General features: G+C 49.5%; 14 protein-coding genes. 8 read left to right on the top strand and 6 right to left on the bottom strand.

Going from position 1 to position 15,239, the window contains the following annotated elements; genetic code table 11:
* Nucleotides 1-141: 141 nt before the first annotated feature.
* Both DYD62_RS03165 and DYD62_RS03160 read left to right on the top strand, forming a co-directional pair.
* Complete coding sequence (locus DYD62_RS03165; RefSeq protein ID WP_115226040.1) at nucleotides 142-1,692, top strand: MFS transporter; 1,551 nt, start codon at nucleotides 142-144, stop codon at nucleotides 1,690-1,692.
* Nucleotides 1,689-2,135, top strand: coding sequence for a MarR family winged helix-turn-helix transcriptional regulator (locus DYD62_RS03160; protein ID WP_115226039.1), 447 nt, complete (start codon nucleotides 1,689-1,691; stop codon nucleotides 2,133-2,135). The genes DYD62_RS03165 and DYD62_RS03160 overlap by 4 nt, the downstream gene beginning before the upstream one ends.
* A 181-nt stretch (nucleotides 2,136-2,316) precedes the next feature.
* Here the strand turns inward: DYD62_RS03160 and DYD62_RS03155 are convergent, their stop codons facing one another.
* The 4 genes from DYD62_RS03155 to DYD62_RS03140 form a co-directional block, all read right to left on the bottom strand.
* On the bottom strand, nucleotides 2,317-3,444 hold the full coding sequence (locus DYD62_RS03155; RefSeq protein WP_115226038.1) for a MalY/PatB family protein: 1,128 nt from the start codon (nucleotides 3,442-3,444) through the stop codon (nucleotides 2,317-2,319).
* Between the two features lie 101 nt (nucleotides 3,445-3,545).
* Nucleotides 3,546-4,691: a trans-sulfuration enzyme family protein gene (locus DYD62_RS03150; protein ID WP_115226037.1), complete on the bottom strand. Its 1,146-nt coding sequence runs from the start codon at nucleotides 4,689-4,691 to the stop codon at nucleotides 3,546-3,548.
* Between the two features lie 188 nt (nucleotides 4,692-4,879).
* Nucleotides 4,880-6,274: a pyridoxal-phosphate dependent enzyme gene (locus DYD62_RS03145; protein WP_115226036.1), complete on the bottom strand. Its 1,395-nt coding sequence runs from the start codon at nucleotides 6,272-6,274 to the stop codon at nucleotides 4,880-4,882.
* A gap of 10 nt (nucleotides 6,275-6,284) precedes the next feature.
* Nucleotides 6,285-7,289, bottom strand: coding sequence for an isopenicillin N synthase family dioxygenase (locus tag DYD62_RS03140; RefSeq protein ID WP_207916286.1), 1,005 nt, complete (start codon nucleotides 7,287-7,289; stop codon nucleotides 6,285-6,287).
* A gap of 430 nt (nucleotides 7,290-7,719) precedes the next feature.
* Between DYD62_RS03140 and DYD62_RS03135 the strand changes: the two genes are divergently transcribed.
* The 4 genes from DYD62_RS03135 to DYD62_RS03120 all read left to right on the top strand — a co-directional run bounded on the left by DYD62_RS03135 (nucleotide 7,720) and on the right by DYD62_RS03120 (nucleotide 11,599).
* The gene (locus tag DYD62_RS03135; RefSeq protein ID WP_132038603.1) at nucleotides 7,720-8,424 is read left to right on the top strand and encodes a substrate-binding periplasmic protein; all 705 of its coding nucleotides are present in this window, start codon (nucleotides 7,720-7,722) and stop codon (nucleotides 8,422-8,424) included.
* A 388-nt stretch (nucleotides 8,425-8,812) separates the two neighbouring features.
* Complete coding sequence (locus tag DYD62_RS03130) at nucleotides 8,813-9,589, top strand: transporter substrate-binding domain-containing protein (protein ID WP_115226033.1); 777 nt, start codon at nucleotides 8,813-8,815, stop codon at nucleotides 9,587-9,589.
* Between the two features lie 95 nt (nucleotides 9,590-9,684).
* Nucleotides 9,685-10,353 carry an amino acid ABC transporter permease gene (locus tag DYD62_RS03125; protein WP_115226032.1) on the top strand — a complete coding sequence of 223 codons (669 nt, stop codon included), beginning with the start codon at nucleotides 9,685-9,687 and terminating at the stop codon, nucleotides 10,351-10,353.
* A 31-nt stretch (nucleotides 10,354-10,384) separates the two neighbouring features.
* Nucleotides 10,385-11,599, top strand: coding sequence for an MFS transporter (locus DYD62_RS03120; RefSeq protein WP_115226031.1), 1,215 nt, complete (start codon nucleotides 10,385-10,387; stop codon nucleotides 11,597-11,599).
* A 17-nt stretch (nucleotides 11,600-11,616) separates the two neighbouring features.
* Here the strand turns inward: DYD62_RS03120 and DYD62_RS03115 are convergent, their stop codons facing one another.
* Complete coding sequence (locus DYD62_RS03115; RefSeq protein WP_115226030.1) at nucleotides 11,617-12,384, bottom strand: substrate-binding periplasmic protein; 768 nt, start codon at nucleotides 12,382-12,384, stop codon at nucleotides 11,617-11,619.
* Nucleotides 12,385-12,657: 273 nt separating this feature from the next.
* Here DYD62_RS03115 and DYD62_RS03110 point away from each other — a divergent pair, with 273 nt between their 5' ends.
* Nucleotides 12,658-13,668 (top strand): M14 family zinc carboxypeptidase, encoded by a 1,011-nt coding sequence (locus DYD62_RS03110; protein ID WP_115226029.1) that lies wholly within the window; start codon nucleotides 12,658-12,660, stop codon nucleotides 13,666-13,668.
* On the top strand, nucleotides 13,665-14,402 hold the full coding sequence (locus DYD62_RS03105) for an alpha/beta fold hydrolase (RefSeq protein WP_115226028.1): 738 nt from the start codon (nucleotides 13,665-13,667) through the stop codon (nucleotides 14,400-14,402). The genes DYD62_RS03110 and DYD62_RS03105 overlap by 4 nt, the downstream gene beginning before the upstream one ends.
* On the opposite strand, the gene DYD62_RS03100 is transcribed toward DYD62_RS03105, so the two are convergent.
* A complete protein-coding gene (locus DYD62_RS03100) occupies nucleotides 14,385-15,110 on the bottom strand; it encodes a 1-acylglycerol-3-phosphate O-acyltransferase (protein ID WP_115228184.1) in 726 nt (241 codons plus the stop codon). The two genes, DYD62_RS03105 and DYD62_RS03100, sit on opposite strands and share 18 nt — an antisense overlap.
* Nucleotides 15,111-15,239: the final 129 nt, after the last annotated feature.

Here is a 15,239-nt window from a genome sequence, read left to right as displayed (position 1 = left end):
AGGCTAAGTTGAGCAGTGTTATAAGCCTGCTCCATCTTTGACCTGTATCCACCAGGCCTGACCATTTCCCTCTCTGGGCAAAATACCCTTTCCTTTGCAATAAAGATGCTGCGATAATTAGTTGATAAGTCAATTATTGATATGTCTACTATGTTAAAACAGAATACCGAACGCACCTTCCGCCAATCCCTGCTGGCCATGCTAGGCATTTGTTTTGTGATTATGATGGTGGCACTCGACCAAACCATTGTGGCCACAGCCCTGCCTACGATCGTGGCCGAGCTGCACGGCTTTGAGCTATATGCTTGGGTATCCACCGCCTATTTGTTGGCATCGGTGGTGACCATCCCTATTTTTGGCCGCTTAGGTGATTACTACGGGCGCAAACCTTTTGTGGTGGTCGCTATCGTGACGTTTACACTGGCATCGGTGCTGTGCGGCATGGCCAACAGCATGCTGCTGCTGGTATTAGCCCGTGCGCTGCAGGGTATAGGCGGCGGGATGCTGGTTGGCACCGCTTTTGCGTGTATTCCCGATTTATTCCCCGATAGCAAAGTGCGCTTGCAATGGCAGGTGATGCTGAGCGCCGCCTTTGGGATTGCCAACGCCATTGGCCCCAGTATTGGCGGACTGCTCACCCACTATGTCAGCTGGCGAGCCGTGTTCTTTGTAAATATCCCGGTTGGCTTATTGAGTGTGATTTTTGTAAGCCGCTTTCTGCCTCGCTTAAAGCCGAAGCACGATACAAAAATCCGCCTTGACTGGCTGGGTGCGCTGCTGATTACCTTATTTTTAGGCAGTTTGCAGCTGTCCGTAGAATGGCTGCCGGAACAGGGCCTGAGCCTGTCGGTGATCAGCGTCTTGCTCACATGCCTCGTTGCAGGCTTTTTGGCATGGAAACAGGAAGCCAATAATGAGCACGCCATGCTGCCCTTCGCGCTTTTCCGAGACCCCGCCCTGGCCGCATTATTCAGGCTATCGCTCCTGATGGGCTTTACCATGTTTGCGATCTTGTCCTACGCCCCGCTCCTCTTGCAAGGTGGCTTTCATTTATCGCCCAGCCAGGCCGGGATGCTGATTACACCGCTGGTGGTTTGCATTACCTTTGCCAGCATTATTAACGGGCGGATTGTGCACCACCTGCCACGGCCCGAAGCCATGCTTTATCTGGGCTTTGGCCTGCTGCTGGTTTGCGTGATTGGCATGATGAATATCAACCCGCATACCGCGCATCCATTGATTATCAGCCTGATGGTGTCGGGTGGCTTGGGGCTGGGTTTTATCATGCCCAATCTCACTATTTTTGTGCAGGAAACCTGCCCGCGTAAAGACCTTGGCATCAGCACCGCCCTACTGCAATCACTGCGGATGATTGGCGGCATGCTTAGCACCGCGCTGGTTGGATCCATCTTAACCTGGCGCTATGGGCACGATATTAATCAGCAGTTTGCCAAGCCTGTTGCCAGCCTGATGAATGACCCGCAAATCCTAGTCAATATCGAAGGCCAGCAAGCCGCCATCTTACAAATGAATGCCTTAGGCGAGAATGGGTTACAACTGCTTGAACAAGCCCGCGCCACGCTCAGCCATGCCATTCAGAGCAGCCAGTGGCTGGGCATTGCCGCTGTACTCTTCGCCTTTTGGTGCCTGCGCCGCCTGCCGGCAATCCAGTTCAAGCCAAGGGGTGCATGATGACGCCACATGAAGCCGAACAGCTTAAAGTATTACAACAACTGGGCCGCAGCTACCGCAGCATGCTGGGCGCATTTGAATTATCCGTAGGCCATGGGCTGACCCGCTGGCGCATTTTGAATCAGCTTTATAAAGAAACCCAATGCTCGCAAAAATCGCTGATTCAACAACTTAAAATGGATCCTGGCTCGCTCACCCGCCTGCTCAAAGCCATGGAAAAAGAAGGCTTAATCCAGCGCAGTAATGACCCTCAGGACAACCGCCTCAGCAACGTCACCCTCACCCCAGAAGGCTATGCCGAAATAAACCAAGCCCTGCCCAAACGAAGCGCTTTTTTAAATGTGATTCTGGAAGAATTTACTGACGAAGAACTACTGGCCTTTCAAGGCATGCTAAATAAATTAGAGCGAGGGTGTGAGAAGGCAGGGTTAAGGAATTTGTAAAGCATCCTTATCAAGACAGAATATGTCTATTCCACAGAGCTACAGCTTGAACCACAGAGTAAAACGAGGACACAAAGAAGCCCAACCTCGCCTTTCTCTGTGAAGCTCTGTACTCTCTGTGCGCTCTGTGGTCCAAGATTTAGCTCACTCTCAAAGCGAGAAAATCCTCCCCGCGCATCACTTAACGCAGTGACTCAATCCGCTTTAAAGCCGCTTTCAGCGTCTCAGCCGGGCAGCCGAAGTTAAGGCGCACAAAGCCAGGCAGGCCAAAATCACGACCATCTGACAGGCCCACGCCTAGCGCTTCAAAGTGCGGCAGCGGGTTGACGGGGTCTAGCGCCCGAGCATCAATCCACGCCAGATAGGTGGCTTCAGGCAAAGTGATTTTTAGCCGATCTGATCCAGTAAACCAATCGAGCAGAATATCGCGGTTTTGCCGTAGCGTGGTGATCAGCTCGGCGTGCCATGCGCCATCGTCACGGTAGGCGGCTTCTGCTGCGGTAAAGGCCAGCAGGTTAACGGAAGGCACAATCCCCGCCATTTGCTTACAAAAATTAGCACGTAAGCTTGGGTCTGGAATCACCGCCAGCGAGCAGCCAAGGCCTGCGATATTCCATGTTTTAGAGGGCGCAAGCAGGGTAATGGTTTGTGCGGCAAAGCCAGGATCAAGCGCAGCCAGAGGTTGATGCTTCAAGCCTTCCGCCAACAGCAAATCGCAGTGTATATCGTCTGAGCAGATAATTAAATCGTGGCGACGGGCAATGGCAATCAATTGGGTCAGCTCTTGTGTATTCCAAGCACGGCCCACTGGATTATGCGGATGGCACAGCAACAGCAGCTTGGTTTTAGGCGTAATCGCCGCTTCTAGTGCGGCAAAATCCCACTCCCATGAATCATTTTTTTGCAGCAAGGGCACAGTCAGCAGGTTGCGGTTGGATAGGCCCGGCGCGCGTAAAAAGGGCGGATAAATTGGCGTGGCGGTCAGCACTTCATCGTCCGCCTCACCCACCGTGCGGCAAGCCAGATTTAAACCTTGCACCAAGCCTGGCAGCCAGACAATCCAGCTGGCATCAATCTGCCAAGCATAATGCTGCGCCGCATAAGCCTGCACCGCCTCCACTAGGCTGTCCGGTGCATCGGTATAACCAAACACGCCATGCGCCACGCGCTCTTGCAAGGCCGCCACAATGGAAACGGGGCTGACAAAATCCATATCGGCCACCCACATCGGCAGAATGTCCTGCCCTGCGTATTTATTCCATTTCTGGCTAGACGTCGCGCTGCGATCGATGGGGGTTTGGAAATCCATAACAAAATCCTTTTACAAAATAGTAAGCAAAGGATAACGGTTTAAGAAGATGCTTGATAGGCACAGATCAACATATGCCCGCGCCTATCAGGAATATAAACTTACGCTGCCAGCGCTTGTTCTAAATCAGCCAGCAAATCTTCAAGGCCTTCAATCCCCACGGACAGGCGAATCAGATTATCGCTGATGCCTAATTTTGTGCGGCGCTCTGGCGGCACAGACGCGTGAGTCATCCGCACAGGCTGGCTAATCAGGCTTTCTACCCCGCCCAGACTTTCTGCCAGGGTAAACAGCTTGGTCTGTGTGAGCACTTGGTGCACATCCGCATCGTCCCCTTTCAGGTAAAACGACACCACCCCGCCACCGCCTGCCATTTGTTTTTTTGCCAGCGCATATTGTGGATGGCTTTCTAAATAGGGGTATAACACTCGCTCAACCCGCGGGTGTTGCTCCAGCCACTGAGCAATGCGCAGGGCATTGTGATTATGCCGCTCCATGCGAATCGCCAACGTACGAATACCACGCAGTGCTAAAAAGCTTTGAAACGGATCGAGCACCGCACCGATAGCATTTTGCAAAAAGCCCAGTTGCTCGGCCAGCTCGCTATTCTCACCCACCACCACCGCACCGGCGATGACGTCAGAATGGCCATTTAAATATTTGGTTGCCGAATGCAGCACAATATCCACGCCATGCTCCAGCGGACGCTGCAAAGCGGGGGACGCAAAGGTATTGTCGGCCACCGTAAGCAGGCTATGCGCCTTGGCAATCGCCACAATGGCGCTTAAATCACTGAGGCGATTAAGTGGATTTGAAGGCGTTTCAATCCAGATCATTTTGGTTTCTGGCTGGATGGCCGCTTGCAGCGCGGCTAAATCGCCAGTTGGCACATAAGTCACCGTCAGCCCTGAAGTGCGCTGTTTTACTTTTTCAAATAAACGCCCGCTGCCACCGTATAAATCATCCACCGCCACTAAGTGGCTATTCACCGGCAGCAGCTCTAACACGGTTGCAATGGCGGCCATACCAGAGGCAAAAGCATAGCCGCGTGTGCCGCCCTCTAAAGCAGCAATCGCCACCTCAAAAGCATCTCGCGTTGGATTAGATGAGCGTGAATATTCATATTGATCCGGCTGACCCGGGGAGGGTTGGCGGAAAGTGGATGAAGCGTAAATCGGGGTATTAATCGCCCCCAGTGGATCGCGGTGCAAGCCGCTGGTAACAGCAAGCGTTTCAAATGTACTCATGGGATAGCTCCAAGGGTTATTCGTTACTCAATCTAGCAAGACTAAATCTTAAACCCCACACGAGAGCACATAGGGCAGGGAGAAACCCAGCTCGTTTTAGGTTTTCTCTGTGAAACTCTGTGTTCTCTGTGGTTCAATATTTGGCGCTCTTTCCTATTTATCAAAGGCGCTGAAAATCCACCCTAAGCTCAATGTGCTGCGGGGCTTAAAGCCGCTTCACTCACAAATTTCTTGCGCCAGAAGGCCAGTAAATCGCTTTGGGTAATCAGGCCATAAAAGCGTTTTTTGTCTGCAATCACGGCAATTTTGTCGTCGTTAAACACTTGCAGCAGATCACGCAAGGAGGTATCAGGAGCAAGGGTTTTAACATTGCTACTCATGGCCGCACGCACCGGCATGGCAAACTGCTGTGGCTCACCGTGTACCGACAAAAGCAAATCCCATTCGTCGATAATACCGACGATTTCGCCGTTTTCCAGTACCGGCATTTGCGATACATCGTTGCTACGCATACGCTGCCATGCTTGCGAGAGCGGTTCGTCCGGGTCGGCAATCAATGTGGCACCGCTGGCGTGCGGGCGGCTAATCAGATCGGCTAGATTGCCTGTTTTGGCATTTTCTATCATGCCCTGATCAATCATCCAGTGATCGTTATACATTTTGCTTAAGTATTTATTGCCGCTATCACCAATAAAAGTCACCACACGTTTAGGCGTGGTTTGCTCGCGGCAATAGCGCAGAGCGGCAGCCAGCAGCGTGCCAGATGATGCTCCGGCAAATAAGCCTTCTGCCTGAAGCAAGGCGCGGCCGGTTTCAAAGCTTTCTTTATCGCTGATGCGGTAGCTGCGTTTGATTGCGCCGCCTTCAAATTGCGGTGGTACAAAGTCTTCGCCAATGCCTTCCACCAACCAGCTGCCTGCCGTGCCAAATGCGCCGGTCTCTACATAATCAGCCAGAATCGAGCCCACCGGATCAGCCAGCACAAACTCTGTTTGTGGCGAAACTTTGGCAAAAAAGCGCGATAGCCCGGTTAATGTGCCGCTGGAGCCCACGCCCACCACCACCGCATCTACTTTTTCATCAAGCTGACGCCAGATTTCCGGCCCTGTGGTTTTTTCATGTGCGGCGGGGTTAGCGGGATTACTGAACTGATCAATATAAAACGCGCCTGGAATCGATTGCGCCACGCGGCGGGCTTTATCCTGATAATAATCAGGGTGGCCCTTGCCCACATCAGAGCGGGTCAGAATCACTTCAGCCCCCAGCGCCTGCAAGTTCAGCACTTTTTCGCGGCTCATTTTGTCCGGCACCACCAGTACGGTGCGATAGCCCTTGCGGCCCGCCACCAAGGCCAGCCCCAAGCCCGTATTACCTGCAGTGGCTTCAACAATCGTGCCGCCAGGCTTGAGCTGCCCGTTTTTCTCCGCAGCTTCAATCATCGACAATGCAACCCGATCTTTAATCGAGCCCCCGGGGTTCTGGTTTTCCAGCTTAATAAACAGCCGGCACAAGCCTGTATCAAGCTGGGTAATTTCTACCAATGGCGTATTACCGATCAAAGACAAGATGGATGCAGAACTCATAAATACTCACTTAATAAACAGGGGCCACAGGCTGAGAAGCAAATGACGTATCAGAATAATGCCGTGCTGCCACATCAAGATGCGAGCGCATACGGCCTTTTAAAACATTTTCACCAACATGACTAAAGAGCGGATTGGCCGGATCACTCGCCGACCCCTGCACTTCTTGGCTAAGTGCAGGCGGAAGATGCAGCAGCGGCACCGTGGCATCCAGTCTTGGCCCCATAAAAAAGGCATAAGACAAACGCTCAACCCCTGCCGGTGGTGACACGACCCTGTGCACCGTTGCCCTCAGATAGCCATTGGACGACAACTCTAATAACTCGCCAATATTGACCACAAAAGTACCAGGAATCGGCGGCGCATCCAGCCAGCCCTCTGCTGTGGCCACTTGCAAGCCTGATTGAGCATCTTGCATCACCAGCGTGAGCAAACCCGCGTCTTTATGCGCCCCCACGCCCTGCTCTGCCTGCTTTGAGCCAGGGTAGCGAATCATTTTCAGATGCTGAAATGGCTCTCCCCGGTAAAGTGGTGCAAAAATATCGGCAGGCTGGCCCAAAGCCAGCGCAAAGGCCTGCATTAAACGCTCGCAAATATCACTTAAAGCATCTTGCCAAAGTAGTAGGCCCGATTTCAGCGCGGGCAGGCTGGCCGGCCATTGATTCGGCCCGCGCAAGCGCCGCCATAGAGGCTGCTGATCCAGCGCAGCAAGGCCCTCATTCATAATGTCGAACTGCTCACGCTGATCGGCACGCCCCGCCGTTAACTCACCGCCAAGACGGGTATATCCCCTGAAATGCGGGGAATTAACCATGGCCACGGCTGTTTTTTCGGCATCGCTCAGGGCAAAAAATTGCTTAGCCAGCAGCAGCATATCTTGCTGGTATTGCAGGCTCAGCCCATGGCCGCGCAGATAAAAAAAACCGTAATCCCGCGCTGCAAGGCGCAAATCACGCAAAAACGCTTCACGATCAGCGCTATCAAATAATGCTAAATCCAGTATTGGTAAACTCACACACACCTCACACACTCGTTAATCACAATCCTTTTTGGCGATTAAAAGAGCGTCGACAATAATATGGCCAAGGCTTAAACATGAGTAACCCCTCAAAGCACATCATAAAAAGTTGATTATCATTGTTTTTTAGAACAAATCGATCTATGCGGCTAGCTTATCCTTTTTTTATATCATTTGGCTATAAAAAATTTTCTGTTAGTGCATTTATGCAGGAAGCAGACTAGGCATTCAGGCTCTGACATCCCAGGTATTGCGTTGTACTTTGCTCATGAAAGGTCTAAAACAAATCATCAGCTCAACAAAGAAGGCAGTGAATAACGCGGATGAATGCTCCTCAGCCCCTGTCAGCCTTCTTTACTCTAGGCTTTCACGTGTTTAAGCACCTTTTTTTCAGTAAGCAGGTGTGCCGCCTTATTTGGATAAAAAAATGAAATTTATTCTCTTTTTATTCAGTCTGATCACAGGCCATGCGCTGGCCTTAACACTCACTACTGAAGACTATCCGCCTTTTAATATTGTCGATCCCAAAACACAAAAGGTCAGCGGCATTTCTACAGAAAAAGTCAGTGAAGTCATGCGCCGCAGCAAAGAAGCTTTTACCATCACGCCCTACCCTTGGCTAAGAGCATTTCAATTAGCGCAAAAAGAAACAGACACCTGTGTTTTTTCAACCACGCGCACACCAGAACGCGAAGCTTCATTTAAATGGGTAGGCCCATTAGTCAAAAACAATTGGTATATCTTTGCCAGAGCAGGCGATACCCGCAGCCCTAAAAACCTGAAAGAATTAAAAGCTTATTCAATAGGGGCTTACAGGGGAGATGCCATTGCAGAGTATTTAGAAAAAAATGGCTTTAAAACGGATCTTGCCAAAGCTGATGAAGATAACCCACAAAAACTACTCAGCAACCGTTTTGATTTCTGGGCCAGTGGTGAATTACTAGGGTTGTCTATTTTAAAAAGAAAAAACCTGAGTGATAAAATCATTCCTATTTTGCTGTTTAACCAGACAGAAATGTATCTGGCCTGTAATTTAAAAACCAGTCAGGTAAAAATAGATAATTACAATAAAATATTGCAGGATATGGATAAAGACGGTACCAACTTGGCCATCGAAAATAAATATCGCTGATATCCTGTCCGGATCATTCGCATTTTATGAAAATGCCGTTAATTCAGTTTCCCGGCTACCTAAAATTCTATACTTACCGCAAATATCTAATCTAAACAGTTCAGGATGCATATCCAATTTCGGCCTTTCTGAATACAAATTAATTTGCATTCCCACAGCAATATAGATATTCAGCAAAGCCTGAAAACACGCGGCTTGGATTACTTTAAACGGGTGATATCCGTCTTTTTTACAATCCGGCTTCTGCCTTAACGAGCCAAAATCTGCGTGCAGAGATCACAGGCAAAATTACCATGCCAATAGCAAGCAAAAAAAACTGTTCAGCTCTGCACAATCATGCGAATATTGCATTTGAAAGCAATACTTTAGATCATACAGGAATATACATATGCGCAAATTCTTACTTGCAGCCAGCCTATTGGGCTTTACCTTGCATGCCTCTGCTGCCGATTTACTGGATACCGTAAAGCAACGCGGAACCTTGAAAATTGCAGTTGAAGGCACTTACCCTCCATTTAACTACAAAGAAAACAATGAATTAACAGGGTTTGAAGTTGAATTGGCCAAAGCCTTAGCCCAAAAGCTGGGTGTAAAAGCAGAATTCAGCACCAGCGAATGGAGCGCCATGCTGGCAGGCTTACAAGCAGGCAAGTACGATATTGTGATCAACCAGGTTGGTATTACAGATAAGCGCAAGGAAACGTTTGACTTCTCCGAGCCTTACACTATCTCCAGCCCGCAGCTGATTGTGCGCAGTAATGAAACACGCAGCTTTAAAAATCTGGACGATTTAAAAGGCAAAAAACTAGGTCTTGGCCAAGGCACCAACTATGCCGACATCGCTAAAGCAGTGGGCGGGATTGATGTTAAAACTTACCCCGGCTCACAAGAGTATTTACAAGACCTAGCCCTTGGTCGCATCGATGCAGCGCTGAACGATAGCCTGCTGATTCCGTTCATTGTAAAGAAAACCAAGCTGCCTCTTAAAGCAGGCGCACCCCTGGGTGATCTTGAAAAATCAGGCATCCCATTTGTAAAAGGCAATCCAAAATTTAAGGCCTCACTCAATAAAGCCTTGGCGGATTTACAAGCAGATGGTAGCTTCACAAAAATCTCGAAAAAATGGTTTGACCGTGATGTAAGCAAACCGCCTGTTGCACAGTAAAATATCATGGCAGATTCCCAACACACAGAATCTGCAAGATGAGCAAGACCTGCGCCCCCAGTGATAACCGGGGGCTTTTATTTTTGGAGTGATTAATGGATTTACCCGGTTTAATTCAGCTGCTTAAAGACGCCTTTCCTATCTTGCTACAAGGCGCAGGCTATACGCTGTTTCTGGCTTTGGCATCCATGCTGGGTGGATTACTGATCGCCATACTGCTTGTCATCATCCGGCTGAGTAAGTTACCCGTGCTGGCGCAATTAAGCGCGGTGTATGTCAGCTGTATCCGTGGCACACCGCTATTAGTGCAGCTTTTTGTGATTTATTTTGGCCTGCCCAGTATTGGTATTCAGTTTGAACCTCTGGCCGCCGGCGTGCTGGCACTGAGCCTGAATGTTGGTGCCTATTTATCTGAAACGCTGCGTGGCTCGATCAACGGCATTACGCAGGGCCAGTGGGATGCGGGTAAAAGCCTAGGGCTGACCAACAGCCAAACGCTGCGCTATGTGGTGGCGCCTCAAGCTTTGCGCCTAGCCGTGCCCAGCCTTTCTAACAGCCTGATCAGCCTGATTAAAGATACCTCGCTGGTTTCAGTGATTTCAGTCAGCGAGCTGATGCTGGCCAGCAAGGAAGTTATTGCCACCACCTTTCAGCCTTTCCCACTTTATTTGGCTGCGGCAGCCATTTACTGGGCGATGAGTGCCTCATTTGAAGGCATACAAAGAAAGCTGGAAGAAAGACTTAACAAAATGTATATCAGATAAACACACAGCCCGATCGGGCAAAGGCCGGTCAATGAGCGAGCCCGCCAGCTTACGCAAAAGCAAGCCCTTTATTTTATTCTGGTTTACCCGCGTGCTCAGCGCGAGCGGCTTCCAGATTTTGTCGGTTGCGCTGGCGTGGCAGGTGTACTCGCGAAGCCACCAGGTTTTAGACCTTGGCCTGATCGGCTTAGCGCAATTTGCACCGCGCCTGTTGTTTATGCTATCTGCAGGCGATGCGGCTGATCGCTATGACAGGGGCCGTATTGTGGCCATCAGCCAGCTGGTACAAGCGCTGATTGCACTGGCGCTGGCATGGGTGGCCACTCAGGCGCAGCTTGGCAGTGAATGGATTTTTCTGCTGGCCGTGATTCTGGGCACAGCCCGCACCTATGAAATGCCTGCCCTGCAGGCTTTATTACCAGGCCTAGTTCCATCGGCCCTGCTCCCCTCCGCTTTAGCCGCATCCTCATCCGGCATGCAAGCCGCCACGATTATCTCGCCTGCTTTGGGTGGTTTTTTATATGTACTGGGTGCCAGTAGCGTGTATAGCATCAGCGCAGCGCTCTATTTACTGGCACTCTGGCTGATCATGCAATTACCCACAGCCTTGCCCAGAGCCATCAGCACCGAGGCACGCCTGCCCGCCTTACTAGCAGGGATACGCTATATCCGCAGCAAGCCCGAGCTGCTCGGTGCGATCTCGCTTGATCTCTTTGCTGTTTTACTTGGCGGAGCCACCGCCCTGCTGCCGGTGTATGCCCAGGACATCCTACTCACCGGCCCAGTGGGGCTGGGTGCATTACGCTCTGCACCTGCGGTTGGCGCCCTAGGGATGTCCGTCTGGTTGGCCTGGTACCCGCCGCAGCGGCGGGTGGGCAAGCTCATGTTTGCTGCCGTGACGCTTTTTGGCATCGCAACCATGGTTTTTGGGGCATCCCGCTCATTTCCCTTATCCCTGCTGGCGCTCGTGATTCTGGGGGCAAGCGATATGATTAGTGTGGTTATCCGCTCATCGCTAGTACAGCTTGAAACCCCGGATGAAATGCGGGGCAGAGTCAGCGCAGTCAATGCTCTTTTTATTGGCGCATCCAATCAGCTAGGGGAATTTGAATCAGGCCTGACAGCGGCCGCATTCGGCACCGTACCATCGGTCATAATGGGTGGCGCAGGCACCCTGCTGGTCGCAGGCATCTGGATCAAAAAATTTCCGGCACTTGCAAAAAGAGACCGGCTTTATAAGCGGTAATGCAGGCCACAGAATAATTACTGGGTATATTCATTAATCATTTTCGCAATAATGCCAGTTTTTTTCAGCTCTTCAACGGCAGCATTCATTTTTAAAATAAAGTCTTCTTTTTCAGGCCACTTATACTCACTGCTATACGCAATATAGGCATCTTCTTCTGAAATTTCTGCCGCTTCGATTAGTTTTATTTTTGCTGCATCAAACGCACCCTTCCATTTTTTCAGGCTGTAAATAACAGATAATCTATCATTAGCATAACAAGCGATCCGGCCCACCAGTAATTTTTTAATATTTGTATCATTACCTTTTACCTCTTCAATACTCAGCCTGCCCGACTTAACCGCTGCCACCATTTTGTCACCCAGTGTAAATCCCAGATTAACGCCAATAAGCAAACCATAAAAATCTTTTGGAAACACTTTATGTGAGGGAGAAATCATGTCGTCCCGACAAAACAACACCACGCGCTCACGGTAAATTGGCACAGAATAAGCCTGTATATAACGGCGGTCTTTATTCAAATAAGGCGGAAACAAAGCCAAAACACGGCCACTTTCAAGGCCTTTTAAACCACGCTTCCATGGAACAGGCCGCAGCTCAAGCAAATAATCAGGAGCCAGTTTTTCTGCAACAAGCTTTAAATAATCAACATAAATGCCTTTATATTGCCCGTTTTCAATAAAAGAATAAGGTGCATAATCATCATCGCCTTCAATAATCACTTTCTCTGCCGCAGATATTTTTGCTGCAAAAAGTAAAAGCATATACGCAAGGAAAGGCCTCATCTGCTGACCCCTTATACGGCAGCTAAAAGCAATACATCATCCAAACTTCCGACTTCAGAATAGCTCATGATTCTTATTTCACCCTGCTTAAAGCGGGATGAACAAACAGGCGACCGCTGATACCTATTTCTGCAGCCCAGCCTACTTCCACTAAAAATCAAAGACTTAAAAACCACAAAATCGTTTTAACGAAGGTCTTAAAACCAGCAAGCCACAGGCAAGTCACTTACTATCAAGTATTCTGACCGAAACTGATCACTGCATAGGTAAGCCATGCTGCAATTGCCTGAACTGGTTGAACTGGAAGAAATCATCTTGCAAGCAGGTGATGCACTCCATTTACAACAGCATGGTGAAGTCAAAAGTGCGGAAATCAGCTTTCCACTTTACAGCATCAGCATGGGCTGCCAAAAACCCGAAGCGCCTGTGCTTGGTTTTTTTGGCGGCGTACATGGGCTGGAGCGCATCGGCAGCCAGATTGTGCTGGCTTTTTTACGCTCTTTATTAGTCAGGCAGCGCTGGGACAGCAGCTTGCAGCGCAAGCTGGACACCATGCGCCTTGTCTTTATGCCGCTGATTAATCCTGTCGGCATTGCCCGAGGCACCCGCAGCAACGGGCATGGCATCGATTTAATGCGTAATGCCCCAGTTGAATCCAGTGAAAAAACGTCTTTTTTGGTGGGGGGCCACCGCATCAGCCCTCTTTTGCCTTGGTACAGAGGTGAATTTAATTCGCAAATGGAATTAGAAAACCAAGCGCTTTGCCATGTAGTTAAATCTCAATTACTCAGCAGCCCATTTAGCATCGCGCTCGATTGCCATTCAGGATTTGGCTTAAGGGACAGAATATGGTTTCCCTATGCCCATACCCGCACCCCTTTTCCCAATTTACCTGAAATCTATGCGCTAAAAGCTTTGTTTGATCAAAGCTATCCGCACCACCCCTATGTGATAGAACCACAGGCTTTGCAATATTGTACTCATGGAGACATTTGGGATTATCTTTATCAGCAGAACACCGGCAGCGGCCATTTGTTTTTACCACTGACTTTAGAATTAGGCTCATGGCTATGGGTTAAAAAAAACCCACGCCAATTAATGTCGTTGCTTGGCCTATTTAACCCTATTGTGCCGCATCGCCAACAACGTGTATTACGCAGCCATTTATTGCTTTTTGAATTTCTATTACGTGCGGTACACGATCACCACCATTGGCTACCCAAAACCAATCATTATTTAAACTGCAAAGAAGAAGCAGAAGCTTTGTGGTATGGCATATTATGAAGACATGGGTTTTATTACGCGGGCTGATGCGGGAATCTCGGCATTGGGGTGATTTTATTCCCAAGCTCCAAGCGGCTTACCCCAATGACAGACTGATCACAATTGACTGGCCGGGCAATGGCCTTTTACATCAGGAAAAAAGCCTGATCCATATTCGCGATATGGTCGGCCATATCCGCCAGACTTTAATTAATCAGCAATGCAGCGGCCCATTTTATGTGCTGGCCATATCCCTTGGTGCTATGGCTGCCGTTGCATGGGCTAATGCGTTCCCCAAAGAAATACGGGCCTGCATTCTGATCAATACCAGCTTGCGGCCCTTTAATCCTTTTTATCACCGCCTGCGCCTGCAAAGCCTTCCCGCTTTAATCCGCTTATTATTCAGTGATACGGCAGGTAAAGAAATAATCATTTTAGAATTAACCAGCACCAGCCAGCCTCAAGCCGCATTAGCCCAATGGATTCAATTCCAAAAGCAGTTTCCTGTTTCACGGGCCAATATCCTGCGCCAACTCGCTGCGGCGATGCTATATCGTGCCAACAAACCCGATGTGCCACTTTTACTCTTATCTGGGGCCAAAGATCAGCTGGTCAGCCCGGCCTGCTCGCAAACGCTGGCAGAAAAATGGCAAGTACCCTGCTGGGTTCACACTCAGGCAGGGCACGATTTACCACTGGACGATGGCGATTGGGTACTCAATAAACTCGCCCTATATTTAACGAGCCTGCATTAATTGCTCATCTAGCGCCTGAATACACGCTTGCATTTGATTGCGGCATTGCTCAATTAAAGCGGGCAAATCATCCTGCGTTAAGCCTACAGTAGGAATAGGCGCCAGCGATTTCATCAAAAGCTCGGTGCCCTGCCACTGATTAAGCTGCATATGATTAATATAGGTACTTACACAGACCGGCAAAATAGGCACACCGGCATTAATCGCCATTTGAAAAGCCCCTTTTTTAAAGGGCAATAAACCACGGCCTTTATTGCGCGTGCCTTCTGCAAAAACCCAAATCGACGTGTCTTTATGCTGCAAGGTATCCGTGGTGGCTAGCATGGCTTTTTTAGCCCGCTGAGAATTGCCGCGGTCTATCAACACATTCCCTGCCAGCCAGAATAGCTGGCCAAAAAATGGAATCCATTTCAGGCTTTTTTTACCAATCGTTACGGTGCGCGCTGGCACAGCACCACCAAAAACAAAGAGGTCGTAGTTTGACTGGTGATTCGCAATAATCACGCAAGAGCGCTGATGCTCCAGTAAATCTTTTATCTCGGCCTTTACTTTAAAGCCAAGGATGCGCATGGCAGGTAGCGAATAAATACGCCCGCAAAGGCGGCTATTATCAGGATTAAACGGGCGGCAGAGTCCAATCAGGATGCCAATCATGCCAGCTAAAATAAAGTGCACCGACATCAAAAGCATACGAAGCGAATAAAGCATAAAAGCGCCCATGGTAAGAAAGGGCAGCAGTGTACGGATCTATGAGCGACTTCACAATCAAAGTCGCCGAATGGTTGAGCCTGATCAGATTCAGCAATAGATATTTAAAGACCAAACAAAGAGGGCGTG

This window comes from Iodobacter fluviatilis (assembly GCF_900451195.1).
Taxonomy (GTDB): Bacteria; Pseudomonadota; Gammaproteobacteria; order Burkholderiales; family Chitinibacteraceae; genus Iodobacter; species Iodobacter fluviatilis.
This window is presented reverse-complemented; position numbering and strand designations above follow the sequence as displayed.

What these genes read in the sequence shown, in the direction of transcription:
- DYD62_RS03165 (WP_115226040.1), top strand. Translation starts at nt 142, where the DNA reads ATGTCTACTATGTTAAAACAGAATACCGAACGCACCTTCCGCCAATCC.
- DYD62_RS03160 (WP_115226039.1), top strand. Translation starts at nt 1,689, where the DNA reads ATGATGACGCCACATGAAGCCGAACAGCTTAAAGTATTACAACAACTG.
- DYD62_RS03155 (WP_115226038.1), bottom strand. Translation starts at nt 3,444, where the DNA reads ATGGATTTCCAAACCCCCATCGATCGCAGCGCGACGTCTAGCCAGAAA.
- DYD62_RS03150 (WP_115226037.1), bottom strand. Translation starts at nt 4,691, where the DNA reads ATGAGTACATTTGAAACGCTTGCTGTTACCAGCGGCTTGCACCGCGAT.
- DYD62_RS03145 (WP_115226036.1), bottom strand. Translation starts at nt 6,274, where the DNA reads ATGAGTTCTGCATCCATCTTGTCTTTGATCGGTAATACGCCATTGGTA.
- DYD62_RS03135 (WP_132038603.1), top strand. Translation starts at nt 7,720, where the DNA reads ATGAAATTTATTCTCTTTTTATTCAGTCTGATCACAGGCCATGCGCTG.
- DYD62_RS03130 (WP_115226033.1), top strand. Translation starts at nt 8,813, where the DNA reads ATGCGCAAATTCTTACTTGCAGCCAGCCTATTGGGCTTTACCTTGCAT.
- DYD62_RS03125 (WP_115226032.1), top strand. Translation starts at nt 9,685, where the DNA reads ATGGATTTACCCGGTTTAATTCAGCTGCTTAAAGACGCCTTTCCTATC.
- DYD62_RS03120 (WP_115226031.1), top strand. Translation starts at nt 10,385, where the DNA reads ATGAGCGAGCCCGCCAGCTTACGCAAAAGCAAGCCCTTTATTTTATTC.
- DYD62_RS03115 (WP_115226030.1), bottom strand. Translation starts at nt 12,384, where the DNA reads ATGAGGCCTTTCCTTGCGTATATGCTTTTACTTTTTGCAGCAAAAATA.
- DYD62_RS03110 (WP_115226029.1), top strand. Translation starts at nt 12,658, where the DNA reads ATGCTGCAATTGCCTGAACTGGTTGAACTGGAAGAAATCATCTTGCAA.
- DYD62_RS03105 (WP_115226028.1), top strand. Translation starts at nt 13,665, where the DNA reads ATGAAGACATGGGTTTTATTACGCGGGCTGATGCGGGAATCTCGGCAT.
- DYD62_RS03100 (WP_115228184.1), bottom strand. Translation starts at nt 15,110, where the DNA reads ATGCTTTATTCGCTTCGTATGCTTTTGATGTCGGTGCACTTTATTTTA.